Source organism: Mycobacterium heidelbergense (assembly GCF_050205645.1).
Lineage (GTDB): Bacteria > Actinomycetota > Actinomycetes > Mycobacteriales > Mycobacteriaceae > Mycobacterium > Mycobacterium heidelbergense_A.
Window position 1 is genome coordinate 16,521 of the sequence record NZ_JBNMQT010000021.1, and the last position, 15,339, is coordinate 31,859.

The 15,339-nt window shown below is 67.1% G+C and carries 13 protein-coding genes, 1 tRNA gene and 2 pseudogenes; 12 read left to right on the forward strand and 4 right to left on the reverse strand.

Features of this window, described 5'->3' with window-relative positions:
• Window positions 1-83: 83 nt before the first annotated feature.
• The 3 genes from ACQI5H_RS20435 (at window position 84) to ACQI5H_RS20445 (ending at window position 2,111) form a co-directional block, all read left to right on the forward strand.
• Window positions 84-815, forward strand: a complete 732-nt coding sequence (locus ACQI5H_RS20435) for a GntR family transcriptional regulator (RefSeq protein WP_427081130.1) — start codon at window positions 84-86, stop codon at window positions 813-815.
• 77 nt (window positions 816-892) lie between these two features.
• Window positions 893-1,384 (forward strand): MarR family winged helix-turn-helix transcriptional regulator, encoded by a 492-nt coding sequence (locus ACQI5H_RS20440; RefSeq protein ID WP_427081131.1) that lies wholly within the window; start codon window positions 893-895, stop codon window positions 1,382-1,384.
• A 55-nt stretch (window positions 1,385-1,439) separates the two neighbouring features.
• Window positions 1,440-2,111, forward strand: a complete 672-nt coding sequence (locus ACQI5H_RS20445) for an SDR family oxidoreductase (protein ID WP_427081132.1) — start codon at window positions 1,440-1,442, stop codon at window positions 2,109-2,111.
• On the opposite strand, the gene leuS is transcribed toward ACQI5H_RS20445, so the two are convergent.
• Window positions 2,108-5,020 (reverse strand): leucine--tRNA ligase, encoded by a 2,913-nt coding sequence (gene leuS / locus ACQI5H_RS20450; protein ID WP_427081133.1) that lies wholly within the window; start codon window positions 5,018-5,020, stop codon window positions 2,108-2,110. The two genes, ACQI5H_RS20445 and leuS, sit on opposite strands and share 4 nt — an antisense overlap.
• Before the next feature lie 177 nt (window positions 5,021-5,197).
• Here leuS and ACQI5H_RS20455 point away from each other — a divergent pair, with 177 nt between their 5' ends.
• Complete coding sequence (locus ACQI5H_RS20455; protein WP_427081134.1) at window positions 5,198-6,280, forward strand: LpqN/LpqT family lipoprotein; 1,083 nt, start codon at window positions 5,198-5,200, stop codon at window positions 6,278-6,280.
• Window positions 6,281-6,348: 68 nt separating this feature from the next.
• Entirely contained in the window at window positions 6,349-6,690 is a 342-nt protein-coding gene (locus tag ACQI5H_RS20460; RefSeq protein WP_427081135.1) for a hypothetical protein, read from the forward strand.
• A 21-nt stretch (window positions 6,691-6,711) separates the two neighbouring features.
• Here the strand turns inward: ACQI5H_RS20460 and ACQI5H_RS20465 are convergent, their stop codons facing one another.
• Entirely contained in the window at window positions 6,712-7,314 is a 603-nt protein-coding gene (locus tag ACQI5H_RS20465) for a YqgE/AlgH family protein (protein ID WP_076128985.1), read from the reverse strand.
• Between the two features lie 140 nt (window positions 7,315-7,454).
• Here ACQI5H_RS20465 and ACQI5H_RS20470 point away from each other — a divergent pair, with 140 nt between their 5' ends.
• Window positions 7,455-8,741: an MFS transporter gene (locus ACQI5H_RS20470; protein WP_427081182.1), complete on the forward strand. Its 1,287-nt coding sequence runs from the start codon at window positions 7,455-7,457 to the stop codon at window positions 8,739-8,741.
• 12 nt (window positions 8,742-8,753) lie between these two features.
• A complete protein-coding gene (locus tag ACQI5H_RS20475) occupies window positions 8,754-9,527 on the forward strand; it encodes a TIGR03084 family metal-binding protein (protein ID WP_427081183.1) in 774 nt (257 codons plus the stop codon).
• Between the two features lie 5 nt (window positions 9,528-9,532).
• Here ACQI5H_RS20475 and ACQI5H_RS20480 read toward each other — a convergent pair whose 3' ends face one another.
• A complete protein-coding gene (locus ACQI5H_RS20480) occupies window positions 9,533-10,033 on the reverse strand; it encodes a hypothetical protein (RefSeq protein ID WP_427081136.1) in 501 nt (166 codons plus the stop codon).
• Between the two features lie 16 nt (window positions 10,034-10,049).
• Here ACQI5H_RS20480 and ACQI5H_RS20485 point away from each other — a divergent pair.
• From ACQI5H_RS20485 to ACQI5H_RS20500, 4 genes and pseudogenes are all read left to right on the forward strand, one after another.
• A pseudogene (locus ACQI5H_RS20485) lies at window positions 10,050-10,274 on the forward strand (transcriptional regulator); the annotation flags it as partial.
• Window positions 10,275-10,335: 61 nt separating this feature from the next.
• Window positions 10,336-11,718: an acyl-CoA dehydrogenase family protein gene (locus tag ACQI5H_RS20490; RefSeq protein WP_427081137.1), complete on the forward strand. Its 1,383-nt coding sequence runs from the start codon at window positions 10,336-10,338 to the stop codon at window positions 11,716-11,718.
• Window positions 11,719-11,779: 61 nt separating this feature from the next.
• Window positions 11,780-12,758, forward strand: a pseudogene (locus ACQI5H_RS20495) (pirin family protein); the annotation flags it as partial.
• On the forward strand, window positions 12,748-13,095 hold the full coding sequence (locus tag ACQI5H_RS20500; protein ID WP_427081138.1) for a GNAT family N-acetyltransferase: 348 nt from the start codon (window positions 12,748-12,750) through the stop codon (window positions 13,093-13,095). The pseudogene ACQI5H_RS20495 and the gene ACQI5H_RS20500, both read left to right, overlap by 11 nt.
• 160 nt (window positions 13,096-13,255) lie before the next feature.
• On the opposite strand, the gene ACQI5H_RS20505 is transcribed toward ACQI5H_RS20500, so the two are convergent.
• A tRNA-Leu gene (locus tag ACQI5H_RS20505) sits at window positions 13,256-13,338 on the reverse strand.
• A gap of 242 nt (window positions 13,339-13,580) precedes the next feature.
• Between ACQI5H_RS20505 and ACQI5H_RS20510 the strand changes: the two genes are divergently transcribed.
• The gene (locus ACQI5H_RS20510) at window positions 13,581-15,281 is read left to right on the forward strand and encodes an FhaA domain-containing protein (RefSeq protein WP_427081139.1); all 1,701 of its coding nucleotides are present in this window, start codon (window positions 13,581-13,583) and stop codon (window positions 15,279-15,281) included.
• Window positions 15,282-15,339 lie beyond the last annotated feature (58 nt).

Here is a 15,339-nt window from a genome sequence, read left to right on the forward strand (position 1 = left end):
ATCGGCGAAAAACCTGCACGCGCGTGCCAAGTCGTGAGAAACTTTCCTCCGCTGATAGCAGGTGCACATTCTGAAAGAGACTGATGCCGAAGAAATACGGGGTCAAAGAAAAAGACCAGGTTGTTAACCACATTCTCAACCTGATATTGACCGGGAAGCTGCGCAGCGGCGACCGCGTCGACCGCAACGAGATCGCGCTTGGGCTGGGCGTAAGTCGTGTCCCCATTCAAGAGGCACTCGTGCAACTCGAACACGACGGCATAGTCTCCACGCGCTATCACCGGGGAGCTTTCGTCGAGCGGTTCGACGAAGCCACGGTCCTCGAGCATCACGAACTCGACGGCCTGCTCAACGGCGTAGCGTCAGCCCGCGCTGCGGAAAACCCGACGCCGCGGATACTGGGACAAATCGACGCGCTCATGCGATCGCTGCGCGGCGCAAAGGAAGGGCGGGCCTTTTCCGAAATCGCTGGGGAATACCGGCGCACCGTCAACGACGAGTACGCGGGCCCGCGGCTGCACGCCACCATCCGCGCCTCGCAAAACCTCATCCCGCGCGTGTTCTGGATGACATACCAGAGCAGCCGCGACGACATGTTGCCGTTCTACGAAGACGAAACCTCCGCCATCTACCGGCGCGACCCGGAAGCCGCCCGGGCCGCATGCATCGGTCGCTCCCACTTGATGGCCCAAACCATGCTGGCCGAACTGTACCGGCGCAGGGTATTTACCCCCGCCGAAACCGTTGGCGCCGCGCCTCTTCGGATACTCGCCGGCGTCGACGCCGCCTGCGCCGAGCCGTCGATCGCGCTCTGAACGGCCGAATTCGGTCCTAAAACTGGTCGGCAATAGCTACCTTGTACGCACCCGATATCCGGTTAGACTGCCAAACTATGACGGACAGCACTTCCACGGTGCCCGAGGTGACGGAGCTTGCTGAGGGATTGCACCGTGCGCTGTCCAAATTGTTTTCGATTTTGCGCCGTGGCGACCCGAGCGGCGTGGTGGCCGGCGACTTAACGCTGGCGCAGCTCTCAATCCTGATCACGTTGCTCGATCAAGGACCCATCCGGATGACGGATCTGGCCGCACACGAGCGGGTGCGGACCCCCACCACGACCGTGGCGATCCGACGGCTGGAGAAGATCGGGCTGGTGAAGCGCTCGCGCGACCCGTCCGATCTGCGGGCCGTGCTCGTCGACATCACCCCGCGCGGGCGTGCGGTCCATGCCGAGTCGCTGGCCAACCGGCACGCCGCGCTCGCGGCGATGCTCAGTCAGCTGCCCGAGTCCGACTTGAACACCCTGATGAAGGCGCTCGCGCCGCTGGAGCGCCTGGCCTCCGGCGAAGCGGCACCGGCCCCTTCGGGCGAATCGACCGCATAAGCGGCCGAAACTGACTGCTTCACAACGTCATTGGTGGCGCCCGTAGACTGACGGCATGCCAACTGCTCTCATCACCGGGGCCGGCGGCGGTATCGGTTCCGCCATCGCCACCGCGCTGGCGCCGACGCACTCACTGCTCTTGGCCGGTCGGCCCTCCGATCGCCTGGATGCCGTCGCGGAGCGCCTCGACGCCACAACGTTTCCATTGGACCTGACCGATGCCGACGGGATCAAATCCAGTTGCGAAATCGTGGATGCCCTCGACGTGCTGGTGCACAACGCCGGCGTCTCGATCCCCGGCCATGTCGCCGAGTCGGATGTCGACGAGTGGCGCGCCACCTTCGACGTGAATGTCTTTGGCGCGGTGGCTCTTACGTTGGCGCTGTTGCCGGCATTGCGGAGCGCCCGCGGTCAGGTGGTGTTCGTCAACTCCGGCGCGGGGCGCAAGGTCTCGCCGGGTATGGCGTCCTATTCGGCCAGCAAGTTCGCGTTACGCGCGTTCGCGGACTCGCTGCGCGACGACGAGCCGGAATTGCGGGTCACCACGATATATCCGGGCCGCACCGACACGACCATGCAGCGTGAACTGGTCGCGTTCGAAGGCGGCGAGTACGACCCCGCCAGGTTCCTGCGGCCCGAAACCGTCGCGGCCGCGGTCGCCAGCGTGGTAGCCACGCCCCCTGACGGCCACGTCCACGAGGTGATGCTCCGCCCTAGGCGGGCCTAGACGACCAGGTTGACCAGCCGGCCGGGAACCACTATTACCTTGCGCGGGGTGGCACCCGCGAGGAACGCCTGGACCTTTTCATCGGCCAGCGCGGCGGCTTTCAGGATGTCGTCGTTGGCGTCGGGTGCCACCACCACTCGACCGCGTACCTTGCCGTTGACCTGCACCGGGTATTCCACGGTGTCCTCGACGAGATAGGCCGGGTCGGCGGCCGGAAACGGGCCGTGCGCCAACGGCGTGGTGTGGCCCAGGCGCAGCCACAGCTCCTCGGCCATGTGGGGGGCCAGCGGCGCCAACATCAGCACCAGCGGCTCCACCGCCGCGCGCGGCACCGAATCGCGGCGCTCTTTGGTGAGGTGGTTGGTGTACTCGATCAGCTTGGCGACCGCAGTGTTATTGCGCAGTGCCGCATAGTCTTCCGTTACGCCGGCGATGGTGCGGTGCAGCGAGCGCAGTGTGCCGGTGTCCAGGTCTTGCTGGCCGGCGCCGTCGTCCACCTTTGTTTCCCCGGTGTTCTCGTCGACCACCAGCCGCCACACCCGCTGCAGGAAGCGGTAAGCACCGACGACGTCCTTGGTGGCCCAGGGCCGGGATGCCTCGAGCGGGCCCATCGACATCTCGTATACCCGCAGCGTGTCCGCGCCGTACTCGTCGCAGATCTCGTCGGGCGAGATCGAATTCTTCAGGCTCTTACCGATTTTCCCGAATTCTTGAAAGACTTCGATTTCGCCGTCGGGCCCCGGATAGACGAACCCGCCGCCGCGTTCGATCACCTCGTCCGCCGGTACATACGATCCGCGAGCATCGGTGTAGGCGAAGGCCTGGATGTAGCCCTGGTTGATCAGCCGGCGGAAGGGCTCTCGGGAGCTCACGTGCCCGAGGTCGTACAAGACCTTGTGCCAGAACCGCGAATAGAGCAAGTGCAGCACGGCGTGTTCGGCGCCCCCGACGTACAGGTCGACACCGCCGGGATCGTCCGGGCCGTGTTCGGCCGGCCGGGGCCCCATCCAGTACGCCTCGTTTTCCTTGGCGCAGAACCGTTCCGAGTTGTGCGGGTCGGTGTAGCGCAGCTCGTACCAGGAGCTGGCCGCCCACTGCGGCATGACGTTGGTGTCGCGGCTGTAGGGCTTCAAGCCGTCGCCCAGGTCCAGCTCGACGTGCACCCACTCGGTCGCCTTGGCCAGCGGCGGTGACGGCTCGCTGTCGGCGTCGTCGGGATCGAACAACACCGGCGAATAGTCCGGCACGTCGGGCAATTCAACCGGCAACGCGGCCTCGTCCAGCGGGTGCGGGCGCCCGTCGCTGTCGTAGACGATCGGGAACGGTTCACCCCAATAGCGCTGCCGTGCGAAAAGCCAGTCGTGCAGCTTGTATTCGATGCGCGCCCGGCCTCGGCCTTCGGCTTCCAGGCGGGCGATGATCGCTTCCTTGGCGGCGGCCACGTCCAGCCCGTCGAGGTGGCCGGAGTTCACCAGCACACCGTCGCCGGTGTGTGCCGCCTCCGAAATATCGCCGCCGGCAATGACTTCCACGATCGGCAGGTGCAACTCCCGGGCGAATTCCCAGTCGCGCTGGTCGTGGCCAGGGACCGCCATGATGGCACCGGTGCCGTATCCGGCCAGCACGTAGTCGGCGATGAAGATCGGCACCGGCTTTCCGTTGGCGGGGTTGGTCGCGTAGCTGCCCAGGAAGACGCCGGTCTTGTCCCTACTCTCCTGACGCTCGAGGTCTGACTTCGCGCGGATCGCCTGCCGGTATGCGGCGACGGCGTCAGTGGGGGTAGCGGACCCGTACGTCCATGCGGGATCCACCCCGTCGGGCCAGGCGGAGGCGGCCAGATCTTCGACCAGATCGTGTTCGGGGGCCAGGACCAGATATGTGGAGCCGAACAGGGTGTCGGGCCGGGTGGTGAACACCTCGATGTCGGTGACATCGCCGTTGGTTTTGGTCGCGGAAAACAGCGCCTGCGCACCCCGGGATCGGCCGATCCAGTTGCGCTGCATGGTTTTGATCTTTTCCGGCCAGTCCAGCAGCTCGAGGTCGTCGAGCAGCCGGTCGGAATAGGCCGTGATGCGCATCATCCACTGCCGCAACCGTTTCCGGAATACCGGGAAGTTGCCCCGGTCGCTGCGCCCGTCGGCGGTGACCTCCTCGTTGGCCAGCACCGTGCCCAGGCCCGGACACCAATTCACCATCGCGTCCGCTCGGTAGACCAACCGGTAGCCGTCGATCACGTCGGCCCGCTCCCCCGCCGACAGCTTCGTCCAGTCCCGGCCGTCGTCGAGGCGGCGGGCGCCGGAATCGAATTCGGCGATCAGCTGGGCGATCGGGCGCGCCTTGCCGGCCGCGGTGTCGAACCAGGCGTTATAGATCTGCAGAAAGATCCACTGGGTCCACTTGTAGAAGTCGACATCTGTGGTGGAAAAGCTTCGCCGCCTGTCGTGACCGAGACCCAGCCGCCCCAGCTGGCGCCGGAAATTCACCACATTGGCCTCGGTCCGGGCGCGCGGGTGGGTGCCGGTTTGCACCGCGTATTGCTCGGCGGGCAGCCCGAAGGAGTCAAAACCCAACGCGTGCAGCACATTACGGCCGGTCATGCGGAAGTAGCGGGCGTAGACGTCGGTGGCGATGTAGCCCAACGGGTGCCCGACGTGCAGTCCTTCCCCGGAGGGATACGGGAACATGTCCTGCACGAACAGCTTGTCGTCGGGCACCGACGAACCGTCGGTCGGAGCCAGCGAGCCGACCGGATTGGGCACGTTGAACGTCCCGAGCCGCGCCCAGTTGTCCTGCCAGGCGCCTTCGATGCGGCCCGCCAGCTCCGCGGTGTAGCGATAGGGCGGCGCGTCGGAGTCCGTCGGAGCGCCGGCCGGGTTGCTCCCGGGCGCGCCGGTCGGGGATTCGGTCACCTGAACAGGGTATAAGGACGGCCCCGGCCGCCCCGTCGGCCACAGGTTGGTCTCGGTTGCGTTGCGCGCCGATCAGAGGTTCATCCCAGGTGTATTTCGGCCCTATTCACGGTGTTTGACCACTAGTTACAGTCAGCCTCTGTAGTAACGCCTGAGCCGTTGGGAAGGACCGACGCCATGATTCAGATCACCCCGAATTACCGGGTTTTAGGGGGTCTGGTGGCCGGCCTGATCGGCGTCGCGGTTTTTTCGGGCGCCCAGGCCTCGGCGGAGCCCTTGGTTCCAGCACCCCCACCGACGCCCGTCGGCCCCGGTGCCGCCGCGCCGGCGCCACAGAACGTCATCAGTCCCGGCGCGGTCAACGGGAACAGATTCACCGCCACCCCGCCGTCGGCAAACCCATTCACTCCGCCCAATACCGCGGCCGCACCCGCCGCTCCAGGACCCGCCGCCGCGGCTCCGGTGCCGCCCTCGGCGACTCCGGCCGTCTCCGGGACCATCCGTGAGTACCTGCAAACGAAGGGCGTCAAGCTCGAGGCGCAAAAACCGCAGGGATTCAACGCGCTCGACATCACCCTGCCGGTGCCGCCGCGGTGGACGCAGGTACCCGACCCCAACGTTCCCGACGCGTTCGCGGTGATCGCGGACCGGCAGGGCAACAGCGTGTACACGTCGAATGCGCAGGTCGTGGTTTACAAGCTGGTCGGCAACTTCGATCCCAAGGAAGCCATGGCGCACGGCTACGTCGACAGCCAGAAGCTGCTCGCCTGGCAGACCACGAACGCGTCGATGGCTGATTTCGGCGGCTTCCCGTCGTCGGTCATCGAGGGCACGTACCGCGACGGCGACATGTTGCTCAACACCTCGCGGCGCAACGTCATCGCGACGTCCGGGCACGACAAGTACCTGGTCACGCTGTCGGTGACCACCGATCGCACGCAGGCGGTCGCCGACGCACCCGCCACGGACGCCATCATCAACGGGTTCCGTGTGACTGCGCCCGGGGCCGCGTCCCCCGCGCCCGTGGCCGCACCCCCGGCGCCTTCCCGGGCCCCGGCTAACGCACCGGTCGGGGTTCCAGGGCAGACGGCCAGCGCGGCGCCCGTCGGGCTTCCGGGGCAGACCGCGAACGCGGCACCCGTCGGACTGCCCGCACAAGCCGCCGCGCCAATGCCGTCGGCGCAGCCCAGGCCCAACTTGTTGACCATGGTGCCCGGGCTGCCGCCGCTGCCGAACTTCAGTTTCCTCCAGCAGCGCTGACGCGGCGCCGACCCGAGCCCTGTGGAGCCGGGCGCGCGGATCGACGGCGGGACTCGTATTGTGAGGCCATGCTGATCGCGGGTGTGGTGTGCGTGTGCGCGGCGGTGGCTTCCGCGGGATTCGGGACCTGGTCGCTCTCCCACAGCCAGACGGTCGGCACCAGGCAGCTAGCGCTGCGCGCCTTGGCGCCGACACAGCTGGCCGTCGCGATAATGCTGGCCGCGGGCGGTGTCGTCGCGCTGGCCGCCTCCCCGCAGACCGCGTTGGTGGTGGTGATCGTCTGTGTCGTAGGCGCTTTCGGCACACTCGCCGCCGGATCGTGGCAGAGCGCACGCTTCGCGCTACGCCGGGAAGCGGCCTCGGCCGGCTGCGCCGGCAACTGCACGATGTGCACGCAGGCCTGCAACTGAAAATGCGTAGCGGTTGAGCCCTTAGTTTCGGCTGATGTCGATCGGGTGGGTCGCAAGCAACGAAAGCGGAAGTGGCTGGCGGCGCAGCACCTGCCCCCACAAGTCCGCCCTGGGGCCGACAAGAACGTCGGATGGCAACGCGGACAACACAATCCAGTCGTCGCGCTCGATCTCGCCTTCGAGCTGACCGATGGTCCAGCCCGAGTAGCCGGCGAAGATTCGCACTCCCTCCACCAGGGGCGCGATCAGGTCGGGCTCGGCGTCCAGATCGACCATGACCATCCGTCCGGCGACATGCCGCAGGCCCGGCACACCGTCCGGGTCGGCACCGACCCGCAACGCGGCCAGACAAAGGGCCGCGTCACGCTTGACGGGCCCTCCGATGAACATCGTCTTCGGTTTGGCGGCGAGTTTGGCCCACTGTGGCAACACGTTGTAGACGGCCGTCTCGCTGGATCGGTTGAGCACCACGCCCAACGTGCCGCCGTCATTGTGTTCGACGATGTAGATCACGCTGCGCCGAAACGTCGGCTCGAGCAGATCGGTGTTGGCCAGCAGCAACGTACCCGCACGCACCCGCTGCGCGGCGGGTGCGACATAGTCCTCTGGATCTTCAGGCGGCACGTCACCATCATCGCACCCCGGCAGCGCCGTCCGGTGGAAACGGGCCCGCCCCAGCCATATTTGTACTGTTATTGCAGCGGCGTCGAGATCGTCGGCCCGCGCCCTTAATCGTGGAAGTCGGTTCTGTGGTTCAAACCCGGATGCGCACGCACCTACGCGTCGAACTGTGGCGGTCGGTGCGCGGCTTGCCGGATTTCTGGCGATTGCTGCAGCTGCGCATGGCGAGTCAGTTCGGTGACGGCCTATTCCAGGCGGGGATGGCCGGAGCGCTGCTGTTCAACCCCGACCGGGCCGCGGACCCGATGGCGATTGCCCGCGCGTTCGCCGTGCTGTTTCTGCCCTACTCGCTGCTGGGACCATTCGCCGGGGCGTTGATGGACCGCTGGGATCGGCGGCTGGTCCTCGTCGGTGCCAACATCGGCCGCCTGATATTGATCGCCGGAATCGGCACGATTCTGGCGGTCAGGGCCGGCGAAATGCCGTTGCTCATCGCAGCATTGGTCGCCAACGGCTTGGGCCGGTTCGTCGCATCGGGGCTGTCGGCATCGTTGCCTCATGTCGTTCCGCGCGAACAGGTGGTGACCATGAACTCGGTCGCCACCGCCGCCGGTGCCGTCGCCGCATTTCTCGGCGCCAACTTCATGCTGGTACCGCGCTTTGTCGTCGGCGCCGGAGATAGGGGAGCGGCGGTCGTCATTTTTCTCACCGCGATCCCGGTGGCGACCGCGTTGCTGTTGTCGTGGCGGTTCGCGCCTCGGGCGCTCGGCCCCGACGACACCAAACGCGCGATCCACGGGTCGGCCATCTATGCGGTGATCACCGGCTGGCTGCACGGCGCGCGCACGGTCGTGAGCTACCCGACCGTGGCAGCAACACTGTCCGGCCTGGCCGCGCACCGCATGGTGGTTGGCATCAACTCGCTGCTGATCTTGTTGCTGGCCCATCACATGAAACATCCGGCGGCCGGCGGGCTGGGTATCGCGCTGGTGTTCTTCGGCGCCTCGGGGCTGGGAGCATTCCTGGCGACGGTGTTGACCCCACCGACGGTCCGGCGCTGGGGTCGCTACGCGGCGGCTAACGGCGCGCTCACCGCGGCCGCGCTGATCGAGGTCACCGGGGCGGGGCTGTGGCTTCCCCTTATGGTGGCGTGCAGCTTTTTCCTCGGCGTGACGGGCCAGATGATCAAGCTGTGCGCCGATTCGGCGATCCAGATCGATGTCGACGATGCGTTGCGCGGCCACGTGTTCGCGGTACAGGACGCATTGTTCTGGGTTTCCTTTATCGTCTCGATCACGTTGGCCGCGACCGTGATTCCCAAAGACGGGCACGCGCCCGGGTTTGTCCTGTTCGGATCGGCGCTATACCTACTCGGGCTGGTCGTTCACAGCATCGTCGGCCGGCGCGGCCAACCCGTGAACGGTCGCTAAGGTGAGGCGATGATGGCGGGACCCGGGCCGATCGTGGCCGACTTGCGTGCGGAGAGCGACGACCTCGACGCGCTGGTGACGCCGCTTCCGGGCGACCGCTGGGCCGACCCCACGCCGGCGCCCGGCTGGACCATCGCACACCAGATCGGACACCTGCTCTGGACGGACCGGGTTGCCCTGACCGCGGTCACCGACGAGGCTGCATTCGCCGAACTGCTGGCGGCCGCAACGGCGGATCCCGTTGGCTTTGTCGACGCTGGTGCCGATGAGCTGGCGACCGTGGCGCCCGCCGAATTGCTTGCCGACTGGCGGGGGACGCGCGCCCGGTTGCACGAGGCGCTGCTCTCGGTCGCCGACGGGCGCAAACTGCCATGGTTCGGACCGCCGATGAGCGCGGCCTCGATGGCCACCGCGCGGCTGATGGAGACCTGGGCCCACGGACTGGACGTCGCCGACGCCCTCGGCATTACGCGGCCCGCCACAGATCGACTACGGTCGATTGCCCATCTGGGGGTCCGGACCCGCGATTACGCGTTCATGGTCAACAATCTGACTCCGCCGGTCGAGCCCTTCCTGGTCGAGCTGCGTGGACCCGGCGGTGACACGTGGTCGTGGGGACCATCGGATGCGGTCCAACGTGTGGCGGGCTCGGCGGAAGACTTCTGCTTCCTGGTTACCCAGCGGCGCCCGCTGAGGTCCCTGGATCTCGCGGCGGTTGGTGCGGACGCGCAGCGATGGCTGGAAATCGCGCAAGCCTTCGCGGGCCCACCGGGCCCGGGTCGCTAAGCGAGCTACGCGTCCTGCGGATCGGTCGGGTCGCCGCCGACCACAACACGCGCTCGCGTCACGGCGGCGTCCTTGTCAGATTCGCCTCCAGCGCCACGGGCCAGCATGCCCGCAGGCGACATCGGCATCGCGGTACCGCCCATCCCGGTTGAGGCGGTGGGACCGCGCACCTCGGCGGCGTTGAGCACGCCCGCGCGCAGGCTGGTCGGCCTGCCGCCGGTCTCCGGCTCGAAACTGCTAGTGGGGCGCGTATAGCTGGTGAGTGCGGTACCCGGGAACCCGCCGACTCCACCGCCCACGCCACCCACGCCCGCGGCACCGGCTCCGCCCGCGCCGCCGGCACCGGCCAGTACGGGTTCCGCAAGCGCACCCGCCGAAGCCGCATTGGGCGCCCCGGCTGCAGAGAACATCCCCGTCATTGACGACATGAGCCCCTGCGGCATGCTCCCGAAGCTTTGAACCGCCTCCATCGGCGCCTTGAACGCATCCTGCAGCGGTTGCATCATGCCGGACACCATCGACGGGGTGTGGGCCGGCGTGAAACTGCCGGGTGGGCAATACCGCAAGCGCGACCAGCTCGCCCGCGCCCACGACGTTCTCCGGCGTATCGCCGCCGGAGAGATCAATTCCCGACAGCTGCCCGAGAACGCGGCGCTGCTGGCGCGCCGCGAGCATGACGTCGTTGCGGTACCCGCGGTGGTGGTGCACCTACCGCTCGCCCAAGTCGGGCCCCGTTCGGCCGCCTGACGCGTGCAATGTCTGGCCGGCCAGCCGTTTGCTGACCCGGCCGACCGGGTAGAGCGCATCCATGACGTTCGACCTCACTCCGACGGCCGCGCAACACGATCTGGCCCGGCGCACCCACGAGTTCGCCGAGGAAGTGATTCGTCCGGTCGCGCTCGACTACGACCAGCGGCAGGAGTTTCCCTGGCCGGTGCTGGAGGAGGCGGCCCGGCGCGGCTTCTACAGCCCTTTGTTTTACCGCGACTTGATCGGTGATTCGACCGGCGTCTCCTTGCCGATGTTCATGGAGGAGCTGTTTTGGGGCTGCGCGGGGATCGGTTTGGCCATCGTCATGCCGGCCCTGGCGCTGTCGGCGATCGGTCAAGCCGCTTCCCCCGAGCAGATGTTGCAGTGGGCGCCCGAATGTTTCGGTACACCAGGGGATCTCAAACTCGCGGCGCTGGCGATCTCCGAACCCGAAGGCGGCAGCGACGTCCGCAACCTGCGCACCCATGCTCGCCGCGACGGAGACGACTGGGTTATCGACGGCCACAAAATGTGGATCGGCAATGGCGGCATCGCCAACGTGCACGTGGTCAATGCGGTAGTCGACGAGGAACTCGGCCACCGCGGTCAGGCACTGTTCGTGATCCCGGGCGGTACCCCCGGACTGAAAATGGTGCGAAAGCTCGACAAGCTCGGCTGTCGGGCCTCCCACACCGCCGAGTTGATGTTGGAGGACGTCCGGATTCCCGGCGACAACCTCCTTGGCGGGCAAGACAAACTCGAACACAAGCTCGCCAAGGCGCGCGAAGCGGTGGCGGGCGGAGAACGTTCCGGCTCGGCGACTTTGGGCACCTTCGAACAGACGCGCCCGATGGTCGCCGCCCAGGCAATCGGAATCGCGCGCGCCGCATTGGAGTACGCGACGTCCTACGCCACCGAACGAGAGGCGTTCGGCGGACCCATTATCGACAACCAGGGCATCGCATTCCCGCTCGCCGACCTTGCCACCCAGATCGACGCCGCTCGGCTGCTGACTTGGCGTGCCTCGTGGATGGCGGCCAATAACGTCCCCTTCGAGCGGGGCGAGGGGTCGATGTCGAAACTCGCGTCCAGCGAGGTGGCCGTCAAGGCCACCGAATGCGCCATCCAGGTCTTGGGCGGCTGGGGCTACATCACCGATCATCCGGTGGAGAAGTGGTATCGAGATGCCAAGCTGTACACCATCTTTGAAGGCACTAGCGAGATCCAGCGGATGGTCATTTCGAACGCGTTAGGCGCCGCCGTGGGTACGCCGCCGCTGCATGTGGTGATCGAGCCGTCCGGGGGGCCGCTGAACCGGGTCTTCGGTCGCGGCGCGCTGTCGCGATCTCGCGCCGCTGAGGCCGCGTTGTCGATGCAGGATCGGGTCCCTGAACCGGTCATGCGGCTCGCAATGAAGGTGCTGCGCCCGCCGGGCCGGTAGCGGGGCTTGGGTATCGTCGCTGTATTGACGCCGTCTCAACCCCCCGGACGGAGGGTGAACGATGAGCAATCTTGAAGCCGCGCCGACCGAAGTAGCCTGCAGCGCTTCACGGGTCGCGGGCATCGAGGTGCTGCATCCACGAGAAGTTCCGCTGGGCGGGCCGCGAGCAATCCGGGTACAGCGAACCCTGCCGCAACGGCAACGCTCGCTGATCGGCGCGTGGTGTTTTATCGACCACTACGGCCCCGTCCGGGCGAGCATGGACGTGCCGCCGCACCCGCACACGGGACTACAGACCGTGAGTTGGTTGTTCAGCGGGGAAGTGGAGCACCGCGACAGTGCCGGCGTGCACGCCATGGTCCGCCCCGGCGAACTTAACCTGATGACGGCGGGCGCGGGCATTTGTCATTCCGAAGTATCGGTGGATACGGGCGCTGTCTTGCATGGCGCACAGCTGTGGGTGGCACTTCCGGATTCTGATCGCGAGACTGGGCGCGATTTCGCCCACCATGCGCCCCCGCCGATTTCGCTGCCCGGCGCGGTAGCGCGGGTCTTCCTCGGGGAGCTGGCAGGCGGCCGTTCGCCCGTGCAGACCTTCACACCGCTACTCGGCGCCCAGCTCGACCTGGATGCGAACGCTCGGCTCGACCTCGACGTCGACCCCGCATTCGAACACGGCGTGCTGTGCGACGTCGGTGCCGTGCGGCTCGGCGGCACCGCTCTCGGGGTCGCCGACCTCGGTTATCAAGGTGCCGGTAGCTCGTCGCTGCGGCTGCAGAACACGGGGGACGGACCCGCGCGGGTGCTGCTGCTGGGCGGGGCGCCCTTCACCGAGGAGCTCGTGATGTGGTGGAACTTCGTCGGGCGCAGTCACGACGACATCGTCAGCTATCGCCAACAGTGGGAGAACGCCGACGAGCGCTTCGGCGCTGTCCGCGGCTACCAGGGCTCGGTCGACCGACTGCCGGCGCCGCCCCTGCCGACGGCACGGCTGCGGCCGCGATCCATACCGGAGAGAAAGGATCCCTAATGACAACAGACAAGACGGGTGCACCGACCACCGTCACCGCGGGGCACCAGACCTACACGATTGCCGTCGAAGGGCGGACCGTCGGCCATGCCGACTATGCGGACCGCGGCAACCAGCGCGTCTTCCACCACACCGTCGTCGATCCCGAATTCGGCGGACGGGGGCTGGCGACCATCCTCGTCGAAGAGGCGCTCAACGCCGCCCGCGACGAAGGCAAACGCATTGTTCCGGTGTGCTCGATGGTTGAGACGGTGCTCAAAAAGCATCCCGAATTCGACGACATCACCGACCCGGTGACCGCCGAGGTCAAGGGGTGGGCGATGACGCAGCCGGAGGATCCGCGTTGATATGACGCTGGTCCTCAAGGTTGCGCTGATCGCCTTTATCGTCAGCGGCACCGTCCCTCTGATCACGAGGGCGACGATCCACTGCCGCGCTCCCAAAACTGAGGCACTGCAACACAAAACCGGCCCGAGGGCCGAACACGTCGCGGTGCGAACCGCTCGGTGGGCGAAGGGGGACTTGAACCCCCACGTCCCGAAGGACACTGGCACCTGAAGCCAGCGCGTCTGCCATTCCGCCACTCGCCCGGGGAAACAACCGAAGGACCATACCACTGTAGTGGCCGCGTGCCCCAGCCGCTCGCGTGGGCCCAAGAGCGCTTGCGCCGGGGCGCAGCCCGTACTGAGCTGCCGTGATGCGATTCTCAGAGTTCTCACGGTGCCGCAGCGTGGAGGTGTCCCGATACCATGCTTGAGTGATGCGACATGCGGGCGAGGCGTTTGCCTTGCGCCGCCGACATGCCGAGACAAGTGCGGGCGAGCGCTGAAACATGAGTAGCCACAAAGGGCTCGTTGCGCGGCTCGAGCGCAAACTCGAGGCGACTGTCGGCGATGCGTTTGCACGAGTGTTCGGGGGATCGATAGTTCCGCAAGAGGTCGAGGCCCTATTGCGCCGCGAAGCCGAAGACGGCGTGCGGCCACTTCAGGGCAATCGTTTTTTGGCCCCCAACGAATACATCATTACCCTCGGTATGCACGACTTCGAGAAAGTGCGCGCGGATCCCGATCTCACGTCGAGCGTTTTCGCTAGGTACTTGGCTGACTATATCTATGAACAGGGGTGGCAAACGTATGGTGAGGTTGTGGTTCGGTTCGAGCAGTCGCCGAACCTGCACACCGGCCAGTTCCGCGCCCGCGGTGCTGTCAACCCCGATGTCGAGCCCCGCCCGACGGACAACGAGCCCGCCCGGCCACAATCAAATCAGGCGTTCAGCGCAGAACCAGGAGTACCACCAATGACTGACAATTCGAGCTACCGCGGCGGTCAGGGGCAGGGGCGGCCCGGCGACGACTACTACGACGAGCGCTACGCGCGTCCGCAAGACGATCAGCGCGGCGGCCAGGACCCGCAGGGCGGCGCCGACCCACGAGGTGGATATCCACCGGAGCAGGGCGGCTACCCACCCCAAGGTGGCTATCCACCGCCTCGCCACCCCGAGCAGGGCGGTTACCCAGACCAGCGCGGCGGCTACCCCGACCAGGGCGGCTACCAAGACCAGCGCGGCGGCTACCCCGACCAGGGCGGCTACCAAGACCAGCGCGGCGGCTACCCCGATCAAGGCGGTTACCCCGATCAGCGCGGCTACCAAGACCAGGGCCGCGGCTACCCCGACCAGGGCCAGGGCGGCCCCCCGCCGCCGTATGAGCAGCGCCCCCCGGCGCCCGGCGGCGGCTACGGCGGCCCGGGCTACGACCAGGGCTACCGCCAAGGAGGTGGCTACGGACCTCCCGGCGGCGGTCAGCCCGCAGGCGGCCAGCCGGGCTACGGCAGCGGTTACGGCGAATACGGTCGTGGGCCGGCTCGCCAGGACGACGCCGGCTACGCACCGCCGCAAGGCGCACCGGAACAGGCTCGACCGCCTTACCCCGACCAGGGCGCCGGCTACGACCAGGGTTACCAGCAGGGTGGCGGCCAGGGATACGGGCAGCAGGAGTACGCCCAGCCGGAGTACGGCCAGCAAGAGTATGGCCAGCAGGACTACGGGCAAGGCGACTACACCCAGTACGCCGAACACATTCCGGGCGGGGGCGGCGGGTACGCCCCTCCCGCCGGCGGATACGCCGAACCGCCGTCGCGCGACTACGAGTACGGGCAATCAGCCGACTACGGCCAGGCGGCCGATTACGGTCAACCCGCGAGCGGCGGCTACGGCGGTTACGCGCAGGGCGGCTACGGCGCCGCCGGGACTTCGGTCACCCTGCAGCTCGACGACGGCAGCGGTCGGACCTATCAGCTGCGCGAAGGTGCCAACATCGTGGGCCGCGGACAGGACGCCCAGTTCCGGTTGCCCGACACCGGTGTGTCGCGCCGTCATCTTGAAATCCGCTGGGATGGACACGTGGCGCTGCTGACCGACCTCAATTCCACTAACGGCACGACCGTCAACAACGCGCCGGTACAGGAGTGGCAGTTGGCCGATGGCGACGTCATCCGTTTGGGCCACTCGGAGATCATCGTTCGGATCCACTGAACGCAGCGGGCTCAAAGCTGCCGTGCTTCGCCCCGCGCCGACCACCGTCCAAGTATCG

What these genes read in the sequence shown, in the direction of transcription:
- ACQI5H_RS20435 (WP_427081130.1), top strand. Translation starts at nt 84, where the DNA reads ATGCCGAAGAAATACGGGGTCAAAGAAAAAGACCAGGTTGTTAACCAC.
- ACQI5H_RS20440 (WP_427081131.1), top strand. Translation starts at nt 893, where the DNA reads ATGACGGACAGCACTTCCACGGTGCCCGAGGTGACGGAGCTTGCTGAG.
- ACQI5H_RS20445 (WP_427081132.1), top strand. Translation starts at nt 1,440, where the DNA reads ATGCCAACTGCTCTCATCACCGGGGCCGGCGGCGGTATCGGTTCCGCC.
- ACQI5H_RS20455 (WP_427081134.1), top strand. Translation starts at nt 5,198, where the DNA reads ATGATTCAGATCACCCCGAATTACCGGGTTTTAGGGGGTCTGGTGGCC.
- ACQI5H_RS20460 (WP_427081135.1), top strand. Translation starts at nt 6,349, where the DNA reads ATGCTGATCGCGGGTGTGGTGTGCGTGTGCGCGGCGGTGGCTTCCGCG.
- ACQI5H_RS20470 (WP_427081182.1), top strand. Translation starts at nt 7,455, where the DNA reads ATGCGCACGCACCTACGCGTCGAACTGTGGCGGTCGGTGCGCGGCTTG.
- ACQI5H_RS20475 (WP_427081183.1), top strand. Translation starts at nt 8,754, where the DNA reads ATGGCGGGACCCGGGCCGATCGTGGCCGACTTGCGTGCGGAGAGCGAC.
- ACQI5H_RS20480 (WP_427081136.1), bottom strand. Translation starts at nt 10,033, where the DNA reads ATGATGCAACCGCTGCAGGATGCGTTCAAGGCGCCGATGGAGGCGGTT.
- ACQI5H_RS20490 (WP_427081137.1), top strand. Translation starts at nt 10,336, where the DNA reads ATGACGTTCGACCTCACTCCGACGGCCGCGCAACACGATCTGGCCCGG.
- ACQI5H_RS20500 (WP_427081138.1), top strand. Translation starts at nt 12,748, where the DNA reads ATGACAACAGACAAGACGGGTGCACCGACCACCGTCACCGCGGGGCAC.
- ACQI5H_RS20510 (WP_427081139.1), top strand. Translation starts at nt 13,581, where the DNA reads ATGAGTAGCCACAAAGGGCTCGTTGCGCGGCTCGAGCGCAAACTCGAG.